The organism is Streptomyces sp. NPDC002698, from assembly GCF_042888945.1.
GTDB lineage: Bacteria > Actinomycetota > Actinomycetes > Streptomycetales > Streptomycetaceae > Streptomyces.
This window is the reverse complement of the sequence record NZ_JBIAQM010000026.1, coordinates 66,358-77,514: the sequence shown is the minus strand read 5'-3', so window position 1 is coordinate 77,514 and position 11,157 is coordinate 66,358. Positions and strand designations below refer to the sequence as shown.

Annotated in this window: 10 protein-coding genes; 6 read left to right on the top strand and 4 right to left on the bottom strand. The window is 73.0% G+C overall.

All coding sequences use genetic code 11. The features are described from left to right. Positions 1-144 precede the first annotated feature (144 nt). From ACFYW9_RS29480 to ACFYW9_RS29470, 3 genes are all read left to right on the top strand, one after another. Positions 145-819 (top strand): DUF4232 domain-containing protein, encoded by a 675-nt coding sequence (locus tag ACFYW9_RS29480; RefSeq protein WP_389156451.1) that lies wholly within the window; start codon positions 145-147, stop codon positions 817-819. Positions 820-1,067: 248 nt separating this feature from the next. Beyond that, positions 1,068-1,799, top strand: coding sequence for a DsbA family protein (locus ACFYW9_RS29475; RefSeq protein WP_389156448.1), 732 nt, complete (start codon positions 1,068-1,070; stop codon positions 1,797-1,799). A gap of 155 nt (positions 1,800-1,954) precedes the next feature. Then, positions 1,955-2,356 (top strand): SMI1/KNR4 family protein, encoded by a 402-nt coding sequence (locus ACFYW9_RS29470; protein WP_389156445.1) that lies wholly within the window; start codon positions 1,955-1,957, stop codon positions 2,354-2,356. Between the two features lie 60 nt (positions 2,357-2,416). Here the strand turns inward: ACFYW9_RS29470 and ACFYW9_RS29465 are convergent, their stop codons facing one another. Both ACFYW9_RS29465 and ACFYW9_RS29460 read right to left on the bottom strand, forming a co-directional pair. Continuing rightward, the gene (locus tag ACFYW9_RS29465) at positions 2,417-3,466 is read right to left on the bottom strand and encodes a CU044_5270 family protein (RefSeq protein WP_389156442.1); all 1,050 of its coding nucleotides are present in this window, start codon (positions 3,464-3,466) and stop codon (positions 2,417-2,419) included. After that, entirely contained in the window at positions 3,463-4,080 is a 618-nt protein-coding gene (locus tag ACFYW9_RS29460) for an RNA polymerase sigma factor (RefSeq protein ID WP_351875256.1), read from the bottom strand. Before ACFYW9_RS29460 ends, ACFYW9_RS29465 begins: the two co-directional genes overlap by 4 nt. Positions 4,081-4,485: 405 nt before the next feature. On the opposite strand from ACFYW9_RS29460, the gene ACFYW9_RS29455 reads away from it, so the two are divergent. Then, positions 4,486-5,448, top strand: a complete 963-nt coding sequence (locus tag ACFYW9_RS29455; protein ID WP_389156438.1) for a hypothetical protein — start codon at positions 4,486-4,488, stop codon at positions 5,446-5,448. Between the two features lie 287 nt (positions 5,449-5,735). After that, the gene (locus tag ACFYW9_RS29450) at positions 5,736-6,215 is read left to right on the top strand and encodes an ATP-binding protein (RefSeq protein WP_351875261.1); all 480 of its coding nucleotides are present in this window, start codon (positions 5,736-5,738) and stop codon (positions 6,213-6,215) included. A 53-nt stretch (positions 6,216-6,268) separates the two neighbouring features. Here the strand turns inward: ACFYW9_RS29450 and ACFYW9_RS29445 are convergent, their stop codons facing one another. Next, positions 6,269-6,862, bottom strand: a complete 594-nt coding sequence (locus ACFYW9_RS29445) for an MBL fold metallo-hydrolase (RefSeq protein ID WP_389156433.1) — start codon at positions 6,860-6,862, stop codon at positions 6,269-6,271. Positions 6,863-6,944: 82 nt separating this feature from the next. On the opposite strand from ACFYW9_RS29445, the gene ACFYW9_RS29440 reads away from it, so the two are divergent. Continuing rightward, positions 6,945-7,901, top strand: coding sequence for a GlxA family transcriptional regulator (locus ACFYW9_RS29440; RefSeq protein ID WP_389156430.1), 957 nt, complete (start codon positions 6,945-6,947; stop codon positions 7,899-7,901). Between the two features lie 375 nt (positions 7,902-8,276). Here ACFYW9_RS29440 and ACFYW9_RS29435 read toward each other — a convergent pair whose 3' ends face one another. Beyond that, entirely contained in the window at positions 8,277-11,144 is a 2,868-nt protein-coding gene (locus ACFYW9_RS29435) for a hypothetical protein (protein ID WP_389156427.1), read from the bottom strand. Positions 11,145-11,157 lie beyond the last annotated feature (13 nt).

The window sequence follows — 11,157 nt, the reverse complement described above, 5'->3', positions numbered from 1 at the left end:
CGCGCGGACGATCGCCGGGGGCGGCGCCGGTGCGGGAGCCGTGCCGGCCACCCGCCGCCCGGCAGAGCGTCGCACGCAGCAGACCGACCGACACCGGCCGACGGCGCCAAGCCGCGGCCCCTCACCACTCACGGGGAACCTTTCATGAACGCCTCGCGTCACCGCTCCATGCTGCTCGCCGTCACGGGCACGGCTCTGGCCCTGTCCCTCACCGCCTGCCAGGACGGATCGGGCACCAAGTCGTCGTCCGCGGCGGCCCCTTCGGCTCCGGCGGCGTCGTCCCCGGCGGCCACCGGCACGTCCGACGTGACGGATGCGACCGGCTCGGAGGCATCGGCGGGCTCCACCGGCGCCTCCACGGGTTCTTCCGGCGCGACCGGCAAGCAGGCGGCCGCCTCCACGCCGGTGTGCACGGCGGCAGATGTACGCGTCACCGCCGCCAGGCAGGACGGTCCGCCCTACACCCGTATCGTCCTGACCGCGAAGAACACCACCCGGCACTCCTGCCGGCTGACAGGCTTCCCGCACATCCAGTTCGTGGAGAGCCACAAGCAGGACGTCGCGGCCGTCGCCAAGAGCAAGCCGGCCGCACCGGTCGTGCTGACGGCCGGTGCCCCGGCCTACGCCCTGGTGAAGCTGTCGAACGGCGGGACCGACGAGAACAACGAGCCCGTGTCGGCGTTCGCCGTCATGCTGGAGGACGACTCCACGGTCATCACCGTCACCGCGCCCGGCGGCGAGGGCATCGCCGTCGACCCGGCGAAGGCCCTCACCGGCTACTGGACTCCCGAACTCCGCAACGGCGCGGACGACTTCTGAGCCTGAGCGGGTGTCACCGGTCCCGGCTCCTCGGGGTGATCTTTGCCGAGCACCCCGATGCGGGTGCGGCGGTGCCGGTGTCGGTGGATCGTGGTGCGTGAGATCTGCGGACGGGGGCGGGCCGATGCCCGCAGCGCGGCGGCGCCGGAAACCGGCGTCGCCGCGCTGCGGTCTCCTGGGCCGAATGAGCTGTGCGTATGTCGTGCAGATGATCTAAGGTCGCGCTGTTCTTCGGGAGGGGATGGCGCATGGTGCGTGGGGGGCGGTGGGCTGTGCTGTGCGTGGCCACAGTGCTGGTGCTGACAGGGTGCGGGCACCGGTGGGCCGAGAACAAACCCGCGTTCGAGAGCGCGGAGAGGCTGCCGGAGAAGCTCGCAAAGGACGGCACCACCATCCTGGTGGGCGATCCGGACGCGAAGGTGACCGTGCACCTGTACGAGGATCCGCGCTGCCCGGTCTGTGAGGAGTTCGAAACCACCGGCGGTTCCCCGAAGCTTCGGGAAGCGACGCTCGACCGCAAGACAGTCACCGAATACACCCTGGCCTCCTTCCTGGACGACAGGCTCGGCGGCAGCGGCTCGAAGAAGGCGGTCAACGCACTGCGGGCAGCACTGGAGGAGGGCAAATTCGTCGAATACCACGAAGTGCTCTACGCCAACCAGCCCGAGGAGAGCGTCGACGGGTACACCGATGCCCGTCTGATGGAACTGGCCGGCCAGGTGGAGGGGCTGCGCGGTCCGAAGTTCGACGCGGCCGTCAAGAGTATGAAATACCGCTCCTTCGTCACCGCCTCCGAGAAGGCGTACGAGCGGGCCGGGGGTGCAAAGGATCCCAAAGGGCCGGGAACGCCCACCGCTGTGATCAACGACAGGCAGATCCCGGACGATTACAACGGCGTGCTCTTCGACGGTGACCTCCTCGCCGAGCTGCTGCAGGCGATCCACGCCAGTCCCTGGGAGTGGGAACAGACCGCCCTTTGAACCCCGTCACAGGGCACGCCTGCTGAGAGGCAGCGTGTTCGCCACCGGTGCGAGCTCGCTCCGCGGCAAGGCCGGGCCATGAAAGCGAGCCCTGCTCACCGCGGCTCGCGGAAGCCGCCGCCATCAGGCATGACGGGCCTTGATAGAACGGTTTCATGAGTTCGAACGACGACCAGATCGCGCGGGCCGAGCGCCGCTTCAAAGTCCGGTTTCCCGAGGACTACCGGCATTTCCTGGCCACGGAAGGGAGCATGGCCCGGTTCGTTCCTCCGGCGGACGACTTCCTGATGATCAATGCCATCGGGGAGCTCATCGAAGTCAACGAGGCGGGTGACTTCCAGGAACGCTTTCCCGGGAGCGTCGTCATCGGCGGGGACGGAAGCCGCGAAATGCTCGCCTACGACTTTCGGCAGGAAAACCCGCCTCTGGTCCTGCTCGACGTCTCCGCCCAGGACTGGTCGTCCGCCGTCCACCAGGCGACTTCGCTGTCCGGCCTGCTTGAGCAGTTCCCCGGAACGGGATGGAAATGGGACGACTCCGATCCCCCACCTTCCTGACAGGGCAAGCAGGGGCGAACTCGGAGGGCGGAGGGGCCCTCGCAAGTTCGCCCCTGCCGCTCAGCTGTCGGTCCCCGCGGACTCCTCGCCGTGCCGGTCGACGACGGCGCGCCGCAGCACGGCCGTGCTGCCCATCAGCGTGTCGGACGTGATGCCCTTCTGCTGGTCGTGGGTGATGAAGCCGCGCGCGCCGAGGAACGCGAGACTGCGCTTGTCGAAGATCCATTCGTCGCGCGTGGCGGAGGAGGCGTCCTCGCGTGTGATGGCGATCCCGTGCCGGCCGGCCACGTCGACGGCGTCCGGGATCTCCTTGACGCCCGGTATCCTCGCGGCCGCCTTGTACAGCGCGGCGGTGTTCCGCGGCGGCATGAGTGTCTCGCTCAGCAGGTCGCCGATCAGGGAGAAGACGGCCTGTTCCCCGGACTCGCCGTCGGACACGCGCACCTCGCGGCGCAGCCGGGTGAGCAGGGCGTCGGGGTCGGTCGGCAGCGAGGACAGCCACGTGTACGTGGGGTGGTCGATCCCCGCCGGGACCGCGTCGGTGGACTCGACGGGGATCGTCTCACCGGGCATCACGGCGTCCTTGCCGGACTCGCGTATCCAGCCGAGGGTCTTGAGGGGCCTGGGGTCCTGCGAGGTCCACGTCTCCACCGTGTGCGGGGCACCGAGTTCCACGGGCCCTTCGAACGTTCCCTTGTTCGACACGGTCAGGCTCCTGACGTACACGAACTGGTCGTCCCTGACCGGTGTGACGTCGTCGGCCATGGCGGCGACGGCGATCCGGTTCAGGGTGAGCGAGGCGCTGCGGGCGTGTGCGCTGCCGGTGGCGGCCCGGTCCGCCGGCGCGGGGTCGTGGCCGGTGACGGTGAGGGTGACGGCCAGCGCCGCGGCCAGTGCCGTGGAGGCGAGGGGAACCAGGACGGCCGGACGCGTCAGCCGGCGGCGCGGTACCGGGGCCGGGGCCGGGACGGGAGTGTGGCCGAGGTCTTGGTCGATCTGCTGCATCAGGACGTCCTTGTAGTGGAGGTGTCGTCCCGGCGGGAGGTCCCATTCGGCCGGTGCGGACAGCAGCTCCAGCGCGTCCTCGGTCCGTCGACCGTCGGCGTTCATCGGGTCTCCTCCTTCAGGAACAGGGCCGCGAACGCGGCCTCACTCTCCATCTCTCCACGGGGGGCGGGGGGTTCCGTCCTCGCGCCGTCCTGCCCGGAGCTGAGCCGGGCGAGCCGGGCCCGGGCGCGCGAGAGCCTCGACCGTACGGTGCCGACGGGGACGCCGAGCGTCTGCGCGGCCTGCCGGTAGTCGAGCCCGGCCGACACGCACAGCGCGAACACCTCACGCTCCTGCCGGCGCAGCCGGCCCAGCGCCTGGTGGACCAGCGCGAGCCGGCGGGCGTCGTCGATCCGCCCGGCCGCCTCCTCCGCGAAGTCCTCCACGGGACGCGGCTGCGGACTGCGCGCGAGGAAAGCGAGCCGCCGGCGCAGGCTCCGGTTGGCGTTGCGCGCCTTGTGCGTGGCGATACCGAGCAGCCAGGGCCCCAGCGGTCCGCCCTCCGGCTCGACCCGCTCCCGGCCGCGCCAGGCGGCGAGGAACGTCTCGGACATGACCTCCTCGGCCTGGGACCAGTTGCCGGTCAGCCGCAGGGCATGGTTGTAGACCGCCCGCGCATACCGGTCGTAGAGCTCGGCGAACGCCGCCCGGTCCCCCGCCCGTATGCGCGCGCGCATGGATTCCGCTGGTTCTTTTTGACTCACACTCGGTACTCTCCGCGCCCCGCCCGAAGTTCCTGTGGCGCGCGTCACGCCCCAGAGGTGACGGACACTCGCGACGTACAGGGCCGCCGGCGTTCGGCTGTCCGTCCTTGCCTGCCACCTTTCCGTAGATGCCGGTCGGCGCGGTGCCCGGCGCCCTGGGTTCGTCCGGCTTCGGCGTCAAAAGCAGCGAGGTGGGCGAGCCGAGTCGGCAAGGTGCGGAAACCGCGTGGCATCGCGTGAACGGTCTCGGTCATGATGTGCGGCGGTGTTGTCCATACAGAGGCGGTTGCCACGTTGACGCTGTTCCCGGCCACGCGGGCCATACTCGAGCGATGCGCCGGCGATGACGCCTCGGAGACGGCGTGGCAGTGGGAGTCCATGGCCGCCGAGACCGTGCTCCGGCACGGCGGTCCGGCCGATGCGGAGGCGCTCCTGCCGCTGTTCCTGTCGGCGCCCGCCGCGCACGGGGCGCTGGTACCGGTCTTTGCCCGTCACGGCGACCGGCGGCTGGCCGCGCGCCTGCTGGAGGCGACGGTCGAGGGGGGCCGGCTGCGCGAGGGCGTGCCGTCCGGCGTGCTTCACGCCGTGGGCCGCCTGGGGTACGCCCCGGCCACGTCCCTGCTGTGGGAGCACGTCGACGGCTTGTACGACGTGTCGAAGGACGCGTGCCTCGGCCTGCTGCACCTGCCGTGCGAGGAACTGCGGGGCGCGATCACCGAGGCGCTGGAGAAGCACGAAGGGGCCGCGCTGTTCCCCGAGTTCCTGCCCGTCCTCGCCCCGAAGTCCGAAGACCCGGCATGGCTGGAGCGGCTCGTCGCATGGGGTGAGAACCACGCCTCGGTCGACTGCAACGGCGGCCTGATCCTGGGGATCTCCCTGCACGGCGGCCCTGCGCGCGCGGCTTTCACGCGGCTGTTGTGGGACGCCCGCTGGGAGGCCTGCGGTACCGGCACCGGATCGGCGCTGTGGACGTACGCGGGTACACGCGTGCTGGGCCTGGGCCTGCCGCAGCTGTACGCCGACCTGCGGGCACGGCTGCACGCCTGCGCGGACCCGGACGTCCGGGAGGACGCCCTGCGGTCGTTCATCACGCTGCTGCAGCTTCGGTGCGCGCGTGTCTGGACCGGCGTCGGGGCGGACGAGGCCCAGCCGGAGAGCTGCGACGCGCTGTACGGCGTGCTGTTCACCCCGACGCCCGACGACGGTGACACGCTCACCGGGCTCGCCGACCGCGTCTTCGGCCGTGACGATCCTCTGCCGGACGAGGTCTTCCACCTGGAGGCCGCCCTGCGCACCGCGGCGGCACACGAGTGGGCGTTGCGCGCGGCCGCCTCGCGCTGACGGACACCGGAGGGTGCGGCGGTTCCTCTTCGACGTGATCGTCGACGTGCACGGCAGTCCTCGCGGAAACCTGTGTGCCCTGCAACGTGGCGGCCGGGCTGTTTCCCGCCGCTCTGGCCCACCGGCGTCCCCGGGGCAGAGCGGTTCTCCGGGCCGGTCCCCGACAGGAAGAAGAATTCAGTTAAGAATGTTCACTTTTCATGCGTTTTCTTCGCCATCCAGGGTGGCTACGGCTCCGGATCACTGACAGAGCCACAACACGCCCCTGCGGAGAGGAGGCGCCGGCCATGACCGTCACCACAGCGGCTCCGGCACCCTCAACCGATCCAGCCCACAGCCCCGTTGCCGACCATCAGCTAGCCGTCGCCCTGCCCTACGGACTGCACACCCCGCAGGTGGCGCGGCAGATCACCGCCCGCTGGCTGGCCGCGCGCGGGGCTCCGGCTTCACGCATGTGCAATGTGGTGCTCATCGTCTCCGAACTGGTCACCAACGCCATCCGGCACACGCACGAGCCCTGCACCCTCCAGCTCACGTTGCACGGAAGCCGTCTGGACGTCGCCGTCGCCGACCACGGCGAGACGCTGCCGGAGCCGTCCGGCACACCGGGCGAGCACGGTGGCTTCGGGCTCCCCCTCATCGAGGGCCTCGGGGGAAGGATCACGACAGTTCCCGCGCTCGGCGGCAAGACCGTGCACGCGACTTTGACCCTCACCCCGTCCGGCGGCCCGCACCGCGCACCGCCGACGACCGCCTCGGTCCGGTAACCCGGAGATGTCCCGCCCCGCTCCTCGACGGGCGAACGTCGCCTGCCGCGGCGCTAGCGCGGTGTGGTGTCGTCGGCCTTGAACGGGCCGCCGTGGCCGGGCACGATCAGGTCCGCGGCGGCCAGCACCCGGAGGCGGGAGGCACGCAGCACCTTGCGGTCGGGGGCTACGGGGTCGTCCGCCGGGCCGTTCTCGTCCCACCACAGGTCACCGGCGAAAGCGACCACACCCGCATCCGTGCCGGCCAGCAGGGTGATGTCCTCGGGGCTGTGGCCCGGCGTGCGGATCAGGCGCAGCGACGGGGTGAGCTCGTAGCCCTCCGCGTCCCGGTTGGTCCACTGGTCGCCCGCGTACTCCACCTTGTGGTCGTGCACGCGGGCCCGCCCGAACAGGCCCACGTTCATGGTGTTGTCGGGGTGGTGGTGGCTGAGTACGACGTCGGTGATGTCGTCGGGGCCGAGTCCCAGTTCCGCGAGCGGGGCCAGGATCCGGTCGCGGCTCGCCACCATGCCCGGGTCGAAGATCACGTGCCGGCCCGCGTCGGCCAGGTAGGAGACGGTGGCGGCGACTCCGGGACCGGTGGAGCCCGTGTAGCCGGTGGTCAGGATCGTGTACACGGCGCTGCGGCCGAGCGGTGCGTCTGTCATGGCCTCAATCCTTCCGGGCGGGCGGTGCGTTCACGAGTGGCACAGTTGCCGCTGATCGCAGGATTCGTGCCACACTGCGGATGTGTCCCCTTTCGTGACCGTGGCCGCGTATGCCCCGCCGGGAGTCGGCCTGCTCGCCGTCGGCATCGTCGCCGAGGTCTTCGGTCCGCACGGTGAGGGGGTGCCCGGCTTCGACTTCGCCCTGTGCACCGACCGGCCGGGGTCGGTCCCCACCGACATGGGGGTGCCGCTCACCGTCACGCACGGTCTGGACCGGCTCGCCTCCGCCGATCTCGTGATCGCCCTGCCCTGGGCGGACTTCCGCACACCGCCCGAGCGGGCCGTGCTCGCCGCGCTGTCCGACGCGCACGAGCGTGGCTCCTTGGTCTCGGCCCACTGCGTCGGCGTGTTCGCGCTCGCCGCCGCCGGACTGCTCGACGGCCGGCGGGCCACCACCCACTGGCGGTTCGCCGAACTGCTCGCCCGTCGTCATCCGGGCGTCACCGTCGAACCCGACGCCCTCTACATCGACGAAGGACGCGTCGTCACGGGTGCGGGAGCCGCCGCGGGCTTCGATCTGTGCCTGCACCTGCTGCGGCGGGAGCACGGGGCCGCGATGGCCAACGCGATCGCCCGGGACGTGGTGCTGCCCTCGCACCGCGACGGCGGGCAGGCGCAGTACCTGGCGGCCCCGGCTCCCGAGGACTGCCGTGACGAGCGTCTGGCCGAGGTACTGGCGTGGGCCCGCGAGAATCTCCACCAACCGCTTCCCGTGGCGGAGTTGGCCCGGCGCGCCGTGATGAGCAGACGCTCCTTCGCCCGCCGGTTCACCGCCGCGACCGGCACCACCCCTCATGCCTGGCTGCGCGGCCTGCGGCTGAGCAGCGCCGAGGAGCTCCTGGAGACGACCGATCTGCCGGTCGAGGAGATCGCCCGCCGTGTCGGGTACGGAAGCGCGGCCGTCCTGCGCGAACAGTTCGTGCGCCGCCGGGGAGTGCCGCCCCGCTCCTACCGCCGCTCCTTCACGAACACGCCCTAGTGCCGCGGCTGGCAACGTTTGCCCGTCAAGGAGCGGCGCCATGGGGGTCCCCCTGCTCGAGCGAAGCCGAGCGCTTGGGGGAGCGTGCTCTCGGTGTGCCGGCCGGAAGTCCTCGTACTGGATGTACTTGGGCTTTCGGCCGGTGCGGCGAGTGGGGGTGCCCCCTGCTCGGAGAGCTTGGGGGAGCGTGCCGGGCGGCGCGACGGGGCAAACGTTGCCTGTCGCGGCACTAGCAAGCGGCGGCCACGGGCTGAGCCGGACAACCGGCGGCCGGTGCCGCCCCCTTGCCGGGCGGCCCCCGGACCGCAGCACACCATCCCGTCTCCCGGGCGCAGCGGTGCGGCGCCCGGGCGCGCGGTACGGCCCGTCAGGGGGTCAGTCCTCGGTCGGCAGTCCGGTTTCGCGCAACCGGGTCACCAGCTGCGCGGACGCGGCGCGCGGGGCCTGCGCGGCAAGGACGGACAGCAGGCCTTCCCAGGCGTCGAGGTGGCCGGCGTCGACGGCGGTGCGGTACGCGGCGCGGGCCTCGGCCGTGCGGCCCGCTTCCGTGTACAGGGCGCCGAGGGCGGCGTGGGCGTCCGTGTCGCCGGCTTCCGCGCCGCGCCGGTAGGCGCGTTCGGCTCCCGCCGGGTCGGCCCGCTGTTCGCGTTCGCGTCCCAGAGCGGTCCAGGTCTCCAAGGCGCCCAGGGCGAAGGCCCGCTCGGCCGCCCGCCGGGAGCCGTCGCGGTCGCCCGCTCGTTCGCGGATGCGGGACAGGGCCGACCACGCCTGCGGGGAGCCGTGGTCGGCGGCCCGGTCGGCGGCGGCTTCGGCCGCGTCAAGGCGGCCGGCCTGTTCGCGGCCGCGGGCGAGCATGATCCACGCGTCGCTGTCCCCGGCCCGCGCGGCCTCGGCGGCGGCGTGTGCGGCGCCGGCGTCGTCGCCCGCGTTCCGGCGGGACTCGGCCAGGGCCGTCCAGGCATCCGCGTCACCGACGCGCGCCGCCTGGGCGGCCGCCTCCTCCGCGGTCGTGCGGTCGCCGTCCTCCTCGGCGAGCCGGGCGAGGTCGCGCCAGGCCGCTCCGGCGCCCAGGGCTGCCGCCTCGCGGTGTGCGGCGGCCGCCCCTGACCGGTCGCCGGCCCGGTGGCGCAGGCGGGCCAGCACGGTGAAGCCCTCGGCGTCGGCGCTCTGCGCTCCGGCGACGGCCGCCTCCAGGGCCGCGGCCGGCTCGCCGCGCGCCCAGCGCAGGCGCACCAGCACGGCCCAGGCCGCGGTGATGCCCGCCTCGGTGGCGCGGGTCGCGTGCCGCACGGCGGCGGGGAGGTCACCGGCGCGTTCGGCGGCGTGGGCGAGCCCCATGTGCCCCCAGGGGTCACCGGCGTCGACCACCTGCTCGTACGCGTGCACCGCCTGCGGGGCGGCGCGCATCCGGCCGAGTGTGCGCCAGGCCAGGGCGTGGCCGGCCTGTGCCGCTTCGGTGGCGACGGCGTCCGCCGCGGCGGTGTCGCAGGCCGTTTCGCGCCGGCGTGCCAGGGCCGCCCACGCCCAGCCGTCTCCCAGTTCGGCGGCTCGCCGATAGGCATGACAGGAGCCGTCGGTGTCGTCGCTGTTCTCCCTCGCCACCGCGAGGGCGGCCCAGGCGGCGGGGTCCGTCGCGGCGGTCTCCTCGGCCGCGGCGAGGTCCCCGGTCGTCTGCCGCAGGACAGCCAGGGCAGCCCGGGCGCCCGCGTCGCCTCGTTCGACGGCGTGGGCGTACAGGGCGGCGGCCGCGCTGTAGCGGCGCCGGTGTTCGGCGGCCCGGGCCAGCGCGCACACGTCGTCGGCGGTGTGGGCCCACCGCGCCGCGTGCCAGAACGCGGCCGGGGGCGCCTGGTGGGCCCTGACGCGGCGTACGTGCTGCTCGAGGTAGTCGTCCGGCCGGTAGCCGTCGGGGGCTCCCACCCCCGGCTCGTACCGGTGGGCGATCAGGGCCCTGGAGCCGTCCGCCGTGCGGGTCAGTGTGCTGATCGCCTCGGCGAACCAGTCCTCGCCCGCGCGAGCGCGGGCGGTGGAGTCCATGAAGCCGACGGCGGCGTCCATCAGCAGGTGGGTCGGCACGGCCGCGGCGTGTCCGAGTCTGCGGGCCTCGACCGCCGCTGTCAGCACGGCGTGTTCCGGGGCGCTGAACCAGTGGTCGGGTCCCATGTCCCAGTGGCGCACCAGCTCGGGTCCGGCGGTGAGGTGCTGCAGGACTCTTCGGCCGGTGCCGGCCGCGCGCACGGCGGCTGCCATGCGCGGGTCCCGGGCCGCGGCCTGGGCGAGGTCCTCGGCCGGGCCGGCCAGCGTGTCGGGCACCTCGATCATCGTGTGACGACCGGTCAGCAACGCGCGCGCCTGCGGGGACTGCTCCCCCGCGCTGCCGTGGCGGTCGGTCATCCTGCGCAGGTGTTCGGGCCACAGGGTGCCCACCACGGCCAGCGGCGCCACCTGCTGCAGCAGGCGCCCCAGGGCGTGGGCGGCACGCTCGCCCGCGGCGCCGCTCAGATAGTCCTGGGTCTCGTTGAGCCACAGCACGGTACGCGGGTCGATGTCCCGGGCGTCGATCCACGCGAGCAGTTCGCCGGCGTCCGCGGGGAACAGCACCGGCCAGTCCGGCAGGACATCTGCCACGGCTTCGTAGGCGGCACGGGTCTTGCCGCTCGCGGAGCGGCCCACCAGCAGCACGAACACCGCGTCGTTGGCGGTCGCGGCTCGGCCCAAATGCCGGCGCAGTGTGGCGTCGTGGGGACGGGTGAGGTACTCGGTCAGCGGCGGGTCCCCCGCTCCGTCGGGTCCCGGGGCGGGGCGCACGCCCAGCCGCACGGGGTCCCACTGGGCGGCCGTGCGCAGCCCGTTCGCCGGTTCACGGTCCACCTGCCGCCACAGCGCCTGTACGTCGGCCACCGCGGTGTGCTGGTCCTCACCGGCCATCCGGGCCAGGGCGGCTGTGACCGAGAGCGTCGTACGCAGCGCTGTCGTCCGGGTGCCGGAGAGTACCTGCGCCACCTGTTCCCGTGTCGCTCCCGTGTCTGGCGCGCCCTGGTCCTGGGCGGGGTCGTCGGCGGCCGCCACGCGGGCGGCGAGCGCTGCGGGTGCGGGAGTTCCCGCTGCCCGGTGGAGGTCGTGCAGTCGCTGCTGCAGGCGGTGTCGGGGGCCCGGAGGCAGGCGGGGCCCCGGGATGCCGGGCACCGCCGGGGCGGGGCGGGGCATGTGGTCGCTCGTGTCCCCTGGCTCTTCGTCCGCCATGCGCTGTCCGCAC